At 35.4% G+C, this 16,131-nt stretch carries 15 protein-coding genes; 13 read left to right on the forward strand and 2 right to left on the reverse strand.

Annotated elements, in window-relative coordinates:
• Window positions 1–56 precede the first annotated feature (56 nt).
• The 5 genes from gshAB (at window position 57) to IGJ27_RS00610 (ending at window position 7,281) form a co-directional block, all read left to right on the forward strand.
• A complete protein-coding gene (gene gshAB, locus IGJ27_RS00590; protein WP_178306271.1) occupies window positions 57–2,336 on the forward strand; it encodes a bifunctional glutamate--cysteine ligase GshA/glutathione synthetase GshB in 2,280 nt (759 codons plus the stop codon).
• A 312-nt stretch (window positions 2,337–2,648) separates the two neighbouring features.
• Window positions 2,649–3,362 (forward strand): hypothetical protein, encoded by a 714-nt coding sequence (locus IGJ27_RS00595; protein ID WP_010720409.1) that lies wholly within the window; start codon window positions 2,649–2,651, stop codon window positions 3,360–3,362.
• A gap of 109 nt (window positions 3,363–3,471) precedes the next feature.
• On the forward strand, window positions 3,472–4,485 hold the full coding sequence (locus IGJ27_RS00600) for a DUF3324 domain-containing protein (protein WP_178306270.1): 1,014 nt from the start codon (window positions 3,472–3,474) through the stop codon (window positions 4,483–4,485).
• 151 nt (window positions 4,486–4,636) lie between these two features.
• Window positions 4,637–4,843 carry a hypothetical protein gene (locus IGJ27_RS00605; protein WP_034698647.1) on the forward strand — a complete coding sequence of 69 codons (207 nt, stop codon included), beginning with the start codon at window positions 4,637–4,639 and terminating at the stop codon, window positions 4,841–4,843.
• Window positions 4,844–4,863: 20 nt separating this feature from the next.
• Window positions 4,864–7,281: a BspA family leucine-rich repeat surface protein gene (locus tag IGJ27_RS00610; RefSeq protein WP_178306269.1), complete on the forward strand. Its 2,418-nt coding sequence runs from the start codon at window positions 4,864–4,866 to the stop codon at window positions 7,279–7,281.
• 219 nt (window positions 7,282–7,500) lie between these two features.
• On the opposite strand, the gene IGJ27_RS00615 is transcribed toward IGJ27_RS00610, so the two are convergent.
• Window positions 7,501–7,947 carry a YueI family protein gene (locus IGJ27_RS00615; RefSeq protein WP_010720405.1) on the reverse strand — a complete coding sequence of 149 codons (447 nt, stop codon included), beginning with the start codon at window positions 7,945–7,947 and terminating at the stop codon, window positions 7,501–7,503.
• Window positions 7,948–8,092: 145 nt separating this feature from the next.
• Here IGJ27_RS00615 and IGJ27_RS00620 point away from each other — a divergent pair, with 145 nt between their 5' ends.
• The 5 genes from IGJ27_RS00620 to IGJ27_RS00640 all read left to right on the forward strand — a co-directional run bounded on the left by IGJ27_RS00620 (window position 8,093) and on the right by IGJ27_RS00640 (window position 13,202).
• Window positions 8,093–9,043 carry an ABC transporter permease gene (locus tag IGJ27_RS00620; protein WP_010736816.1) on the forward strand — a complete coding sequence of 317 codons (951 nt, stop codon included), beginning with the start codon at window positions 8,093–8,095 and terminating at the stop codon, window positions 9,041–9,043.
• Complete coding sequence (locus IGJ27_RS00625) at window positions 9,036–9,992, forward strand: iron chelate uptake ABC transporter family permease subunit (protein WP_178306268.1); 957 nt, start codon at window positions 9,036–9,038, stop codon at window positions 9,990–9,992. The genes IGJ27_RS00620 and IGJ27_RS00625 overlap by 8 nt, the downstream gene beginning before the upstream one ends.
• Window positions 9,989–10,744 carry an iron ABC transporter ATP-binding protein gene (locus IGJ27_RS00630; RefSeq protein WP_178306267.1) on the forward strand — a complete coding sequence of 252 codons (756 nt, stop codon included), beginning with the start codon at window positions 9,989–9,991 and terminating at the stop codon, window positions 10,742–10,744. Before IGJ27_RS00625 ends, IGJ27_RS00630 begins: the two co-directional genes overlap by 4 nt.
• A gap of 21 nt (window positions 10,745–10,765) precedes the next feature.
• The gene (locus IGJ27_RS00635; RefSeq protein ID WP_178306266.1) at window positions 10,766–11,719 is read left to right on the forward strand and encodes a siderophore ABC transporter substrate-binding protein; all 954 of its coding nucleotides are present in this window, start codon (window positions 10,766–10,768) and stop codon (window positions 11,717–11,719) included.
• Window positions 11,720–11,996: 277 nt separating this feature from the next.
• Window positions 11,997–13,202 (forward strand): hypothetical protein, encoded by a 1,206-nt coding sequence (locus tag IGJ27_RS00640; protein WP_178306265.1) that lies wholly within the window; start codon window positions 11,997–11,999, stop codon window positions 13,200–13,202.
• Between the two features lie 323 nt (window positions 13,203–13,525).
• Here the strand turns inward: IGJ27_RS00640 and IGJ27_RS00645 are convergent, their stop codons facing one another.
• Window positions 13,526–13,822 carry a hypothetical protein gene (locus IGJ27_RS00645; RefSeq protein WP_010720399.1) on the reverse strand — a complete coding sequence of 99 codons (297 nt, stop codon included), beginning with the start codon at window positions 13,820–13,822 and terminating at the stop codon, window positions 13,526–13,528.
• A 237-nt stretch (window positions 13,823–14,059) separates the two neighbouring features.
• On the opposite strand from IGJ27_RS00645, the gene IGJ27_RS00650 reads away from it, so the two are divergent.
• The 3 genes from IGJ27_RS00650 to IGJ27_RS00660 all read left to right on the forward strand — a co-directional run bounded on the left by IGJ27_RS00650 (window position 14,060) and on the right by IGJ27_RS00660 (window position 15,983).
• Window positions 14,060–14,629, forward strand: coding sequence for a GNAT family N-acetyltransferase (locus IGJ27_RS00650; RefSeq protein ID WP_178306264.1), 570 nt, complete (start codon window positions 14,060–14,062; stop codon window positions 14,627–14,629).
• 72 nt (window positions 14,630–14,701) lie between these two features.
• Window positions 14,702–15,058 carry an iron-sulfur cluster biosynthesis family protein gene (locus IGJ27_RS00655; RefSeq protein ID WP_010736822.1) on the forward strand — a complete coding sequence of 119 codons (357 nt, stop codon included), beginning with the start codon at window positions 14,702–14,704 and terminating at the stop codon, window positions 15,056–15,058.
• Window positions 15,059–15,083: 25 nt separating this feature from the next.
• Window positions 15,084–15,983 carry a metallophosphoesterase gene (locus IGJ27_RS00660; RefSeq protein WP_178306263.1) on the forward strand — a complete coding sequence of 300 codons (900 nt, stop codon included), beginning with the start codon at window positions 15,084–15,086 and terminating at the stop codon, window positions 15,981–15,983.
• Window positions 15,984–16,131 lie beyond the last annotated feature (148 nt).

Genomic DNA, 16,131 nt, shown 5'->3' on the forward strand with positions numbered 1-16,131 from the left:
TTTTTCTGGCTATTTTTTACTATAATTAGAGGCATACGAACTGGAGGATAATCAACATGAATTTTAAACAATTACTAAAACATCCTAGTTCACGTCCATTTATCGATCAAGCACGTTTTGGTGTGGAACGAGAAGGACAGCGAGTGAACCTTACAGGAGATCTAACACGTACTGATCATCCAAGTGTTTTTGGCGATCGTACGTTTCATCCATATATACAGACAGACTTTAGTGAAACACAAATTGAATTAATTACACCAGTCACCGATTCGATCCATGAGCTTTTCCAATATATGTCAGCCATTTATGATGTTGCTGCTCGCTCAATTCCTGAAAATGAAATGATCTGGCCTTTAAGTATGCCACCAGCATTGCCAGCAAAAGATGAAGACATCATGATTGCAAAATTAGCAAATTTTGAAGATGTGTTATATCGCCGCTATTTAGCTAAAGAATATGGTAAAAGAAAGCAAATGGTTAGTGGCATCCATTTTAATTTTGAATTTGGAGATGATTTGCTTCGATCGTTGTTTGTGCAACAAACAGAGTTTTCGGAGTTTGCTGCTTTTAAAACAGAGCTATATTTGAAAACTGCGCGCAATTTTCTGCGCTATCGGTGGTTGATTACCTATTTTTATGGGGCATCACCATTAAGTGAAGCAAACTATTTCATTGATAAACCAGCTCCTAATGAGCCAGTTCGAAGTATTCGGAATAGTTCGTATGGTTATACGAATCATCCAAATGTCAAAGTTTCGTATGCTTCAATGGAGCAATATTTGTTCGACATTGAAAAGATGGTTGAAGAAGGAAAACTATCAGAAGAAAAAGAATTTTATACGCCACTTCGTTTTCGTGGTGGTAAACGGGTAGCAGATTTAGCTAAAACGGGTGTGCGTTATATCGAATTAAGAAATATCGATTTAAATCCCAATGCACGTTTAGGAATTGATCAAGAACAAGTTCGTTTCTTACAGTTATTTTTAACTTATATGTTATGGACGGAAGAAAAAGAAGCAGCTGATCAATGGGTAGAAGAAGGAACTAGAAAAAATGAAATCGTCTCTCTTGAACATCCTCTAAATCAAACCGAGTTTATCGAGGAAGGCCGTTATCTTTTAACTGATATGAAGAAAATGGCGCTCGAACTTGAGCAACTAGAGGCACTACCATTGATTGAAAAAATGTTAGAAGAACTGGAACGTCCAAGTGAAACACTAGCAGGAACAATCTATCAAGCAGCAAAAGAAAGTAGTCAACATCAGTTTGCTACCTCTTTGGGTCTTTCTTACTATCAAAAAGCGCATGAACGTCCGTATCAACTCGCAGGATTTAGAGAGATGGAGTTGTCTACGCAAATCTTGTTATTTGATGCGATCCAAAAAGGTATTGAAGTGAAAGTGATTGACGAATCTGATCAATTTTTGCGGTTACAGCATCACGATCATATTGAGTACGTGAAAAATGCAAATATGACAAGTAAAGATAGCTATATCGTTCCCTTGATCATGGAAAATAAAACGGTCACTAAAAAAGTCTTGAGAGAAGCCGGCTATCGTGTGCCAAACGGAGCCGAGTTTACGACAATGGAGGAAGCAGTCAAAGCCTATCCAAGATTCGCAAACAAAGCATTTGTCATTAAACCTAAATCAACGAACTATGGACTAGGCATCACGATTTTTAAAGATGGTGCTGATTTAGAGGACTATCAAGCAGGACTTGCGATTGCCTTTAGCAAAGATCGTTCAATTTTAGTAGAAGAATTTATGCCAGGCACGGAATATCGCTTCTTTGTGATTGATGGCAAAGTCAAAGCAATCATGCTTCGTAAACCTGCTAATGTCGTTGGAGATGGACAACGTACAGTTGCTGAATTGGTCGCTGAAAAGAATCTTGATCCTTTAAGAGGCACAAATCATCGAGCACCTTTAGAGCTAATTCAATTAGGAGAATTAGAGCAACTGATGTTAAAAGAACAAGGGCTTACCGTTTCTTCTGTTCCCCAGAAAGATCAGGTTGTTTATCTACGAGAAAATTCTAATATTAGTACAGGTGGCGATTCGATTGATGTCACAGACGAATTTTCTGAAAGTTATAAGCAGATAGCTGTTTCTGCAGTTGAAGCTTTAGGCGCAAAAATTAGTGGAATCGATTTGATTATTCCGGACAAAGAGGTAGCACCGGAAAACAGCGCTACTGCTTATGGGATTATCGAAGCTAACTTTAATCCAGCAATGCATATGCACGTGTACCCATTTGCAGGTAAAGGGAGAAGATTGACTTTAGATGTATTGAATTTATTGTATCCTGAACTTAATATCCTGACTCAAAATTAATCACATTATGGCAAAACTCACTAGCTAAAAAATAACCTATAGAATCCAGAAAATAAGGGTGTTATTTTCGGATTTTATGGGTTTTTTTATGCATCGGGTTGCTAAGTACACGATTTATTTTTAAAAGTCATATGTAAAAAGTTAGTGTCATCTGTTTTTCTTAGTGATTTATTTTTTAATTTTTTTAAGAATAAGTGTGAAATCAAAAAAAAAACAAAAAAAACTGAATCTAGTTTAATGATACGCTTTTTTTGTTCAATCAGGACAGTATAAAAATACCCAATGTGTGAAAAAAGAAAGTGAGTGAAATAAATGAAAAAAAGTACTTTTTTAATCAGCACTGGCTTGTTGGCTTCTTTTTTATTAATTAATAATCCAAGGGTATACGCAGCAAGCACAACTACGACCCCGAGTCCAGCAACAGCTGAAACACCGATCAGTGCGCCACTAGAATTACCAACAAATGGTGGGACTAATCCAACGCCACCAAGTAATACGAAAGATCCTGCCAGCTCATCTGATCCAGGGAATAAATCAAATAATCCTACGGTTGCCTTTGGGATTGCTTATGAACCAGGTACTTTTACAATCCCGTCAACAAAATTATTGGAAACTGGCTCTCAGACGATCCCTGTGACCATGCCACAAAATTCTGGCACATTTGATGTCGGGGTCAAAGACAAAACTCGGGAAACTATGGGATGGTCTTTAAAAGCACAAGTTGTTTGGGATAATGGAGAAAAAGGAATGTCGATTCAAACTGCCCATACTGGAACTAATGCGAAGGTCAATACTGGAAATGGTCAGTTAGTAGACGCTCCAGCTGGTTCAGTTACTGCTGTGCCAAATGTTGAGATTACATCAGATGCTCAAGTTTTATTGATGTCAGGAACACAGGGATTTGTGCATAATGACACCTATGATTATGGATTAGGACAAGTGTCTCTTAAAATAGCAAATACAAAAACTACGCCAGCAGGGACACATACAGGACATGTCGAATGGAATCTATCGGTTGCTCCATAATTACCTTAAGAAGGGAAAGGACTTACTCTTTTCCTTTTTTTGATTATTGGCAGACCAAGCTTTTGATCAAAGAGCTGCTGATAATCAAAAAAAGGAAGGAAGAACGGTATTGTTAAAAAAAGTGCAATCAATCATCTTATTTCTTATGTTTATGTTTATTGGTACGTTGGATGTTCAAGCAGAAGAAATAATGGGAGGCTATACGATCGAACGTATTCCCAATATACATCAAATTGATACTAATTTAGGCTATTTTTATCTATGTGAGCAACCAGGTACACAAGATCAATTGGGTGTTAAATTGATCAATAGTTCAAATCAGGAGAAACGATTAACGCTTAAAGTTACAAACGCAAATACCAATGCGAATGGTTTGTTAGATTATACAGGTACGATAAAAGACAACAAAGACTTGAAATTACCATTGACTTCGATCGTCAAAGCGACACAGTCAGAAGTCAAAGTACCAGCAAAGAGTGAAGTAAAGACCTCTCTTACGGTTACATTACCCAAAGAAAAATTTCCCGGTGTGGTCGTCGGAGGAATCGTGGTTTCTGAGAAAGCTGAAAAAACACCAAAAGACCAGAAAAAAGAAGTATCAATCGAAAATACGTATAACTACACATTAGGAGTAGTTTTAACCAACAATGCAAAAACCAAAATGAATCAACCTATTTCTGTTACTTTAGAAAAAGTCGCTCCGATTTTATCAAATGGAAGAAAAATCATTCAAGCAGATATTTTAAATCCTAACCCTTATATATTTGATCAAGCAACTGTTGCAGGTAAAATTCTTGAAAAAAATACAGATAAAGTCATCAAAGAGCAACAAAAAACAAATGTAAATATTGCACCTTATTCAGTCTATCCTTTTCAATTTGATTGGAAAAAGGATGAACTAAAAGCAGGGACATATGTTTTTACTGGTTCAGTTAAGGCAGGTGGCAAGGAATGGTTATTTAGCAAAGAATTTACGATCAATCCAACAACGGCTAATGATATCAATGAACAGTCGCTTTATCACGTTGTTGTTCCTCAATGGCTCCAAATTAGTTGGATCATTCTCTTTTTAGTCAATGTAGCTGGCATCAGTTATCTCATTATAAGATATAAGAAAAATTAATGAGTACTCATTCTATTTTTCGTTTATATCCATTTTTAGAAAAAATAGGAGTATGAATGATTTACTTTATGAACAGAAATAACATACTTTCAAAGGAGGAATCAAATAAGTATAAGTCTTATATTTATTTGATTGGAAGGAGTGAACAATTATGTATACGATACCGATTTTTATTATTTCAACGGGTATTCTCTTCATGGGCTTAGCCATTTACCTATTTTTAATGAATTATAAAAGAGTGATTATAGGAGAAGAAAATAAAACGATTCTTTATCTTAATACACTAATTCTTATTACTTCAATTTGTTTCATCTTATTAGGTATTGGTTACTTTTTCGTTGTGGCGAAACAATTATAAGTGAAGAGGAGCTGACTGATTTGAGAAAAATAAAATATGTTTCGATCATGATGATTTTGTTAGGAAATATGGTTTATTATGGACAATCAGGCTTTGCAGATAGCCAAACAGAGCAAACAGCGACTGCCGTTGAAAACAACGACTTGAAGCAAGTAGTAGAATCGCCAACGGGAGGAATTCATCAGGGAGTCTATCAACACATCAACTATCTATTGAATGATTCAGAACTAACGCTGTCAGGATTGTCAGACAATACCCAAGTCCCAGCCATCGTGATTAATTCTTCATTTTTAGATGCTATTCAACCAAATATAAAAAAACTAATCTTATCTCCACAATTTTTGAGAGATATCAACAAAAATGAAGTGCATTCTTTGACGGTATCTGCTGATCTTCCTTTCGCCCCTTGTATTGCTAGTGATCAGGGAAATAGTGTCAACTTGTCACAAGTATTTTTTAGAAATCAAACACTTAGAAATGTTGATTTTGGGCAGACTGATTTTAGTCAAGTGACTAATACAAGTGAAATGTTTAAAAACTGTGCGCAATTACAATCTGTAAAGATCAACAAACTTGATGCGACTAATCTATCAGGTATGTTTATGAATTGTCCGAATTTAACACAAGTGACAATCTTAGAAAATGAAATGCCAGAAGATTTGAGTGATATGTTTAATGATTGTCCACAGTTAACAAAAATTGAGGGAATCAACAATTGGAAGACAACCATGATTAAAAGTGTCAAAGGATTCGTCACTAATTGTCACGCATTAAAAAATTTAGATTTAAGTCATTGGCCAGTTTCATTGCAGAATCAATTGCAAGAACAACTAGCAAACAGTGTCATTTTAAAAGACCTAATGAATGAACATTCTATTGAGGGAAGTTATGTAGCGACATCGCCTGTAGATCAAATAACTTCCTCTGTTACAGCAGCAACCGGTACTGTATCGGAATGGCAATATCAGTTGACGCCACAAAAGGATCGTTATCTTTTAACGAAATACATTGGAAAGAGCCAAGAAATCGTTGTGCCTACAGTAATCAATGGAAAGCCGACTATTTTGAACAATATCAACACTGCAGTTTTCCCTAATTATAAATCGATTACCAGTTTTAAAATTGCTTCGGGGAATAAAGTACCAATTCAAACGACAGATTTAAGATATGCTTTTCAATTTTGGTCGAATTTAAAGGAAGTAGATTTGACGGGATTGGATGTTAGTACAGTGACAAACACAGGAGCGATGTTTGCTAATGATCCCCTTTTAACTAAAGCAAATCTGAGTGGTTGGGATACTTCCCATATTATAGATATGAATTATATGTTCAATGCAGATCGAAAATTACAAGAATTAGAACTAGCAAATTGGGATGTTCGTCAAGTAGTAAATATGGATCATATGTTTTCTTATTTATCTAGTGTAAAAAAATTAGATTTGAGCTCTTTTCAAACCGAAAAAGTAAAGATTATGAACAGCATGTTTCTTGGCATGAATGAGTTAAACTTATTAGATTTAAGACAATTTGATCTGACGAATGTCACTGATACTACTAATATCTTTACTACAGACAACAAGACTCCACTATTAGTTATTGCCAAAGATAATAAACTATTGAATTATAATTATCTTTCAAATAATCGGATAATCGCTGGTCCTACTTTTGATGCCAACGGGGGGACGTTTGAAGATAATAGTATAACAAAACACTATTTCCAATCTGTTGCGGTTTCTCCTACCGATCCTAAACTACAAATGGCAACACTTGATCAATTCAAAGCTACTCTAGTCGCTGAGAAACCAAATAGCATTTTTATCGGCTGGAACATAAAAGAAGGGGGCAGTGGAAATCAGGTGACAGACTTACTCAATACGACTTATCAAGCCATCTGGTCACCATTACCAGAAATGCCATCTCCTTCAGACAATATGAGACCGGGAACAACAAGTTCATTTGGACTTTCTTATATCCCTAAGAAATTTAGCTTTCTTGAAACACCATTAAAAGAATCAGGAGAGCAATATATTCCATTTATTAAACAAACTTCTTTTGATGTCGGTGTATGTGATGAGAGTCAAACTAATAATAGTTGGTCACTACAAGCGCAACTTGTTTGGGATAGCGCTCAGGAGATTCCAACAAGCTCGATCGTCCTAACTAACCAAGGTATCGTGAAGAAAAATATCAATGATGGAAATGCGCCATTTAATCCTAGTACGGACTTGGTTGATTGTGGTAGTGAAGTCCAAGGTACTATTTCACCAGAAATAAAAACGGATAGCCCAACCGTTATAATGAAAGCTACTCAAGCAATTCATACCTCTGTCTATAATTATGATTTAGGAAATGTCTCGCTCAAAATCACTGATGCAAAGGTAGCGCAACCCGGAAATTATACGGGGCACGTTGAATGGAATTTAGTTAATGCCCCTTAAAATTGATTGAATAGTTATGAAGATCAAAAGAAATTAGCTATGGGATAACATAGGTGAAAGATTTTTTACTGAATGAGGTATGTTGTAGATTGAAAATAGTGTTCAACGCCAAAAAAAGAGAAGATACTTAAATTGCTTGTCAATTTTAGTATCTTCTCTTTTTTAGAGATTGTTTTGAGTATCATGCCTTTTATGGGAAATATGACAGTCAGCATAAGCTTAAAATAGTCGTTCCCAAAAACTTTTTTTCTTCGGCTGTTCTTTTGGAGAAAGAGACTCTTGTTTGGGATATTTCTTTTCTACATCAATGACTGGCTCGTTGACTGCTTCTTTAGCAGCGACTAATAAACCAAAGCTATTGGGATCATCAGATACATAATCATTAACGATCGTAAAGCGTACATTTTGTTTGGTAGCAAGTTGGATATATTGATTCTGGATCGTTAAAGGTAGCGAGCCATTCAGAAGAACCGTAACATCGGGTTGTTTTTCGATTTCTTTGAGAAAGTTTTCTTTGTTTATAGGATCTTTCATCTCAGCTACAGTCATACTTAAATAGCAACGTTCACGGAATGTCCCCATATATTTATGTTGTTCCTCCGGATTAACTAATGGTGTACCATACATCCCCTTATCTAAGTGGCTTTGTACATCATCTTTTGACATCAAAATATCCTCCTTTTCATTGTATAGCTAATAAAAGTATAACATACAAACAATTGAAGTTTGAAAGGAAAAAAAGCGGTTGCTTTTGTTCATCTGTTCACTTAGAATAAGAATGAGAATCATTATCAATTACAGGAGGGGTTTGATGCGCTACGGTTGGCTCATAGGGTTGTTAGGTTTACTGACTATCAGCTCATTATTTATTGGTGTCTCAACGATTCAAGTAATTGATTTGCTTCAATTCAAAGGACAAAGCACGCAATTGTTTCTTGCCACTCGTCTGCCACGAACGGTTTGCCTGATCCTTGCAGGAGCAACTAGCAGTATTTGTGGCTTGATCATGCAACATTTGACGCAAAATAAATTTGTTTCGCCTACCACAGCTGGAACGATGGATAGTGCAAGATTGGGTATTTTAGTGGTGATGCTTTTTTTACCAAATGCACCGTTGCTTTTACGTTCATTTACCGCTTTTTTGTTTGCTTTTGGTGGGACACTTTTATTTCTTTTTTTGGCACAAACGTTACCTCAAAAGAATCAACTGATGTTACCATTGATTGGTGTCATGTTAGGTAATATCATCGGCTCCATTGCCACTTTTTTTGCTTATCAATTTCAATTGATCCAAAATATGTCTTCTTGGTTACAGGGGAATTTTGCCACGATTATACGTGGAAATTATGAATTGCTTTATGTAACCGTTCCATTATTAATCGTTATTTCTTTCTTTGCTTATCGATTTACGATTGTTGGATTGGGGGAGTCATTTGCGGTCAATTTAGGGATTGACTATAAAAAAATGCAGTTACTAGGGATCGGTCTCGTTTCTTTGGCTAGTGCGATTGTTTTGATCATGGTGGGAAGTATTCCATTTTTAGGGGTAATCATTCCAAATATCACAGCCCGTTTATATGGAGATCAAGTACATAAAACAATTGGTATTACTGCATTGTTGGGAAGTGTTTTCTTACTTTTTTGTGATATCGTTGCTCGCTTGGTGATCTACCCTTACGAAATCCCAGTAAGTGTGATCGTGGGGATCTTCGGGGCAATTATTTTTCTCTATCTGTTGGTTAGGAGGAAAAAATATGCTTAAAAAAAGGGGCGTATTCATTGGACTGTTGCTTCTTGTCCTCTTAGTGATTATGAGCTATTTAACGATCAACACTTATGGAAATTGGCAATTTGCTTGGGCCTTACGGAGTAAAAAAATCGTTGCTTTTTTACTTGTTGCGTTAGCCACCAGTAGTGCCACGATCAGTTTTCAGACAATTACCCAAAATCAGTTTCTGACACCCTCAGCATTAGGACTAGATTCTCTCTATGTCTTAGTTCAAACGGTCCTTTTCTTTGTCGTTGGGGGTGTGACCATGCTTCAGCAAACAGGGACTGGCTTTTTTTTGACAAATATTGCGTTAATGGTTGGCTTGAGTCAATTACTCTTTTTCTTTTTACTAAAGAAAGGACAAACGAACTTGTTTTTGCTTTTGATGACTGGTGTCATCTTAGGGACTTTGTTCAGTAGTGTGAGTACATTTCTACAAGTGGTGATGGACCCAAACGAATATGATTTATTACAAGGAAAATTATTTGCTAGTTTTGGGAACATCCCTAGTCATTATCTAGTACCAGCAACTATATTGATTAGTGGTACATGGCTCTTTTTGTTTTATAAAAGTCGTTATTTAGATGTTTTTCATCTAGGGCAAGAGCAGGCAATCAATTTAGGAATCGATACAGAGCGATTTCAATTTTTAATCCTGTGTTGTGTCAGTCTTTTAACAGGAACAGCAACGGCATTAGTAGGACCATTAACTTTTTTAGGTTTTATTGTAGCGAATGTTAGTTATCGATTATTTGCGACTTATCGGCATCGAGAGTTGTTTTTAGGTAGTTTTTTGGTTGCGTTACTGTTTTTGGTGGGGGGACAACTGCTGGTTGAACAAATTTTTAAATGGAATACCACTGTCAGTGTCATCGTAGAATTTTCAGGAGGACTGTACTTTATGATCAAATTGATTCGAGAAAGGAAGACAATTGGATGATCGATTTAAAAAAGGTCAATAAAAGTTACCATGACAAACGGGTAGTCAAAGACGTCGATGTATTAATCCATGAACAAAGATTAACGGCTTTTATTGGTCCCAATGGTGCTGGTAAATCAACGGTTTTATCCATGATTAGTCGTTTGATTGCGAAAGATACTGGGGAAATCTATCTTGATCATAATGAAGTGAAAGCCTGGCGATCAAAAGAATTAGCTCAAAAATTAGCCATTTTACGCCAATCAAATGGCATCAGTATGCAAATCACAGTGGAAGAATTGGTAGAATTTGGGCGCTTTCCTTATACAAAAGGCAAGCTAACTACAAAGGATCAACAAATCGTGGCGGAATCTTTGCAGCACTTAGGTTTAACCTCCTTAAAAAACCAGATGATCCATACGCTTTCGGGTGGGCAATTACAACGAGCTTATATAGCGATGGTGTTAGCCCAAGATACCGATTATATCTTACTTGATGAACCGTTAAATAATTTGGATATGAATTTTGCTGTTCAGATCATGCAAATTTTACAACACTTAGTTCGAGATTTAGGGAAAACGATCATTATTGTGCTTCATGATATCAATTTTGCAGCAAGCTATGCGGATGAGATCATTGCCATGAAAAATGGGGAACTGTTTATTCAAGGAGCCACCAATGAAATTATCCAAAAGAACATCTTAGATGAATTATATGAAATGGACATTCGAGTTTGCGAGATTGAAGGACGCAGATTCTGTCTTTATTTTTAAAATAGCAGAAGGAGAATCGGAATGAAAAAATTAGTTGTCAGTTTTTTATTAGTAGCAACAGTAGCGTTAGCAGCATGTGGTAGCAATGCGGGAAATACTACGACAAATACGAAAACCAGTGGCGGAGAAGTTCAATCTTCTTTGACCGTAAAAGACAGTAATGGTGAGAAAATTGAAGTTAAACAAAAACCTCAAAAAGTCGTCGTCTTTGATAATGGTTCTTTAGATACTTTGGATGCATTAGGAGTGGGGGATAAAGTCGTTGGTGCGGCCACGAAGAATTTACCAGACTATTTGGCAAAATATAACGAAGTGGATTCCGCAGGCGGACTTAAAGAACCTGATTTAGAAAAAATCAACCAAATGCAACCTGATTTGATCATTATCTCAGGGAGACAAAGCGATTATCAAGAGGAATTAAACAAAATTGCGCCTACTTTATATTTAGCTGTTGATTCAAGCAAGCCATGGGAATCGATACAACAAAATGTTCAAACCTTAGGAAAGATTTTTGATCGAGAAGATCAAGCCGAGGCAGGACTTACCGATTTAACTAAAAAAATCAATGAGATAAAAGAAAAAACAAGTAATCTTGATCAAACTGCGTTAGTGACGTTAGTCAATGAAGGACAATTATCCGCCTATGGTTCAGGATCACGCTTCGGACTTGTTCATGATGTCTTTGGTTTTAAACAAGCAGATGAACATATTGAAGCTTCTACTCATGGACAAAGCGTCTCTTATGAATATGTATTAGACAAAAATCCTGGTATTCTTTTTGTGGTAGATCGTACGAAAGCGATCGGTGGCGATGACAGTAAGGATAATGTCGCTGCGAATGAGTTGATTGCACAAACGGATGCAGGTAAACATCATAAAGTGATTTCGCTACAGCCAGACGTTTGGTATCTAAGTGGTGGAGGCTTAGAATCCATGAAATTAATGATTGAAGATGTTGCTCAAGCCTTGAAATAAAGTAAAAACGAGATGGGACGATTGTTATCGGTCTCATTTTCTTTATATATAAAAAAATATTAGATTCTATAGATGGTGGAGTAATCTTTTTTATAGTCATAACGGGATGTGCTCATATTTATGTAAGCTTAGAACAACTATTTCTTTCTTGAGGAAAAAATCAATGAATATTATATCTTCAACTATGCTATATTTGTTAGCAACTCCCACTAATGAATCGAATAAAGTTTTTTAAATTATTCATCTTAATCTCTACATATGAAAGGAATTGAATTATATGGATGATTATCAACGTCGTTATGAGCTTTTAGCCCTGACCTTAGGGTTAAAACATAATACCAACTTATACTATAGAATGGAAGATGCTGTCAAAGAGCACAAGAGAGACGGTGATACTGGCACAGAGGACGAAGTGATGCTACTTTCTACCTACAAAAAAATGATTGAACAGGATACTGATGGGTTCTTTATTGATGAAAATAGGAAAGAACACATTCTTTCGTCATTAACAAAAACACTAGATTTTTGTAATGCACCAAGTACTACTGCATCGTTACAAATACTGGAAAGTCTTAAAACAAATGATCCTACGTCATTTTTGATTGTACCACTTGCCTATCCTCTTTATTCTGGTAAAGGACATTGTTCTGGATTAATAATATATAAACAGGGAAATTGTTATGACGTAGTAATGGTTGATAAAGCGAAACTATTTAATCATCAATTTCCTGTTGGACTTGTAACCATCTATGCTGAAAGAATAGATCAGCTTAATCATGTACTTTATTTAAGTAATAAGTTTGCTCTATCAACGATACAACCTTTCGAAGAATTAAAGAAATTAGTTCACATATCAACAAAAAAGTGTATTTCTAGGCTTAACGTTGATATGTCACCTCAAAATGTTGGAAACTGCGTTGTTAACGAGGTAGAATCTACACTTAAAGTAGCTCTTTTTAACTGTCAAAAAAGTATTCTGTCATATTCTCATTCTAAACCAACATTGAGACCTAAATGGAACTCTTGCCCTAATTCAACTTTAGAGATGAGAAAACGATTTCTTAAGGCTTTGAAAACTAATAAACATGAACAAAATAAGTCTTTTGACTATATTTTTAACAATTATTATCTGAAGCGAAAAAATCATCCAAAAAATGTAAAATTACAACAGAAGATGATGAAATTAGAAAAAATACGAAGTCAAAGAAAAAATAATATATATAAAAAAATAAAATACATAGTTTTAAAAAGAAGATATAACAATATTTATAAAAGAAATTGGAGGCTTTATAAACGGAATAAAATTGTTGAAGAATTTAAAAAAGATTCTCGTATTGTAGGAATCAACAATGAACAAATGCCACCTTCTATACCTCAATTAAAAAAAATGGGAGATATTCTTACCTTACCTAGACAACAAAGAACTGAGCCTTCGTTACAATCATATGTTGTAAAGCAAGAGAAATACTTTTCTAGAACATAAGCTTGTTTAATAAAAGTACATTTTTTTTTAAGGAAGATTAATGGTTATGGATTTGTATATAGATATATATTTAGAAGATTTAAATAGGAGAAAAAATGAGACTGTCAGAAAATAATCTGTCAGTCTCTCTTTTGGTTATAAAGCAAGCTATTAGTAGCATTTAGGGAAGTCTGTCTTCAACATAAATTCATTTTCGACTTCATAAGGATTAATTCTAGGTTGATGCTGGGTAAATAATCGTGTGAAAAATTTTTTTATCATCTCGTTCGCCTCCTATGGTGTTGATAAGGATACTAAACGAAACATAAATAAAACTTAAATTTTTATCCTTTTGTTTCAGCTAATGTTTGGTAATTTAAAATTGTCATCGTACGATAAAATTCAGCCGGTAAATGTGCCCACCGTTTTAACAATTGGGAAAAATAACTTTTTCCGGCTTTGATTTTATACTCACCGAGTACTAAGCCAAAAGAAGGCATTAGTTTTTTTGATAATTGTTTAAATGTCGTGAGGGCTTGTTCTTTATCCTCGTTGACAAATAAGGTTTTTACTTCAATATAAGATCCTTCAATATTTTGGGTTTCTTCAATAAAATAGATTTTTTTCGTATATTCTCTCATAGGAACTCCTCCGATATCCATTGTATTTATTGGTTATTTCAACGATAACGAAAAGATGTTAATAAAACGTGAACAAAAAATTATTCTTTTTCAAGCAATGATTAAGGATTTTTTATTTTGAACTTTCCAGTCCTTTATTTTAGGCAGGTTTAAGAATTCTTTCGACGGAAGTAGTTGAAAGTTATAACAAATTTCGCTACAGTTAAGAAAACGAAAAAGCAAAAGGTGAGGATAGCGATGAAACAATTGATCAATCGAAATTTGGTTTTTGCGCAACATCAACGTATTGAAACAGAGCGCTTGATTTTACGCCCCGTTACATTAAATGACGCAAAAGACATGTATGACTATGCTCATGATGAAGAAACGACACGGTTTGTATTTCCAACACATCAATCCGTTGAAGATACGAAAAACAGCATCGCTAATTATTTTATGTCAGCACCTTTAGGGAAGTACGGTATTGAATTAAAAGAAAATCAACAATTCATCGGGACAATTGATTTAAGAGTACAAGAAAATGAAGATAACGCAGAGATCGGATATGCACTGAATAAGAACTATTGGGGAAGAGGATTTGTTCCAGAAGCGAGTCAAGCATTGATAAAATTAGGATTTGAAGAGTTAAACTTGGTCCGAATCTTTGCTTATCACGATGCAGAAAACCCTAAGTCGGGGCGTGTAATGGAAAAACTTGGGATGAAAAAAGAAGGAATCATCCCTGATGCAAGGCGTTTCAAAGGAAAAATCGTTTCAGTTGTCTTGCGAGGATTGACACGACAAGAATGGCAAGCAGGTAGAAGTTGATAAAGGTGTAGCATAAACAAGTTAGTTGCATCTGAGTTGTAAAATCATTAAGCTAAGTTTGAGGTGATAAGAATGGAATTATTACTAACAGATGAAGCAAAAGAAAAATTATTAGCACAACAAAATGAAGATGAACAGTTATTACTTGATATTGAAGACGGAGATGGTCCTTTTGCCGACAGTCGAGTAACTTGTCAGATTGATACATCCTTTCGTTTGATTCTCGTAAAGAAAGAGACAACAAAAGATTTGAGTTTATACTCTGTCAAAGTAGAAACAGCTGTTGGACCAATCTACATCAAAAAAAGTGCATTGATGTATCTAGATGATCCGACGACAATTGCAGTTGAACCGACTTATAAGAGTTTACAGTTAAAAGGCCCCAGTGGATTACTAAAAGGTAATCTTCAAATCATACATCACGAGTAGAAAATAGGAGACAGAAGGTAAGCGTATGGGAAACTTGGCAATTATCAGCGATTTACATGTAGATATCAATCAGTTTAGTGAACAAGAATGGCTGATTTTGTGGAAGGTTCTCACAGACAAAGGGATCACACGGCTTCACTTAGCAGGAGATGTGGCGAATAAAGTCGATCTTTGCCAAGCAGTTGTTGAATTTTTTGCCAAAAAAGGAATTCCTACAACGTTCAACTTTGGGAACCATGAATTGGCAGATGTTGAGGGAGAAGAAATGATGAATCATTTCCCGGATTCTCACTTTTTAAATGAACGATATCTGGCGTTGAATGAGCAGACAGTCCTACTTGGGATGAATGGTTGGTATGATTATCAATTCTCAGAGTTAAAAGAAAATAAACAAATTCTGCGCATGAAGAACCTTTACTGGTATGATCGTTTTATTAAACGAGAGGGAAGTGACATTGAAGTCAACGCTCGAGTTCTGATAGCAATGAAAAAGTTACTAGACCAGTTAGAAGCAAAAAAACTGGACGTTATTTTAGCGACACATTTTGTTCCTAAAAAAGACTTTATTGTCTATCAAAACGCTCCATACGAACGCTGGAACAACTTAAATGCTTTTTTAGGTTCAGCTTCTTTTGGACAACTATTAGATCAATACGATAATATCAAACAGGTTGTTTTTGGACATACCCATCGTCGTTTTGAAGATAAAATCATTCATGGTACCCGCTATAGTTGCCGTCCTTTTGGCTATTATTATGAATGGCAATTGACGAGGGAGTTTGTACGAAAAAATCACTTGATCGATAGTTATCATCCCATGAAGTTACGCACGCTATTACGAAAACACGACCCAGAGTTTAATCGCTACCGCAATGAACATTTGTACGAAGAGTTTGCAAAAGCCATGACGACCATTTCTTATTAGAAGGGTTGTCATGGCTTTTTATTCCATTGTCAACGAGTAATATCATTTTTTGAAAATAGGGTTAGAACGGTCACGGTCTAACTATTTATTGCGGAGCTAGGCACTCGTTTATTTTTTCTTGTTGAGCACAATCGGATTATTGATTCAC

It is taken from the genome of Enterococcus sp. DIV1726a (genome assembly GCF_051710985.1).
In the GTDB taxonomy this organism is placed as follows: Bacteria; Bacillota; Bacilli; order Lactobacillales; family Enterococcaceae; genus Enterococcus_B; species Enterococcus_B hirae.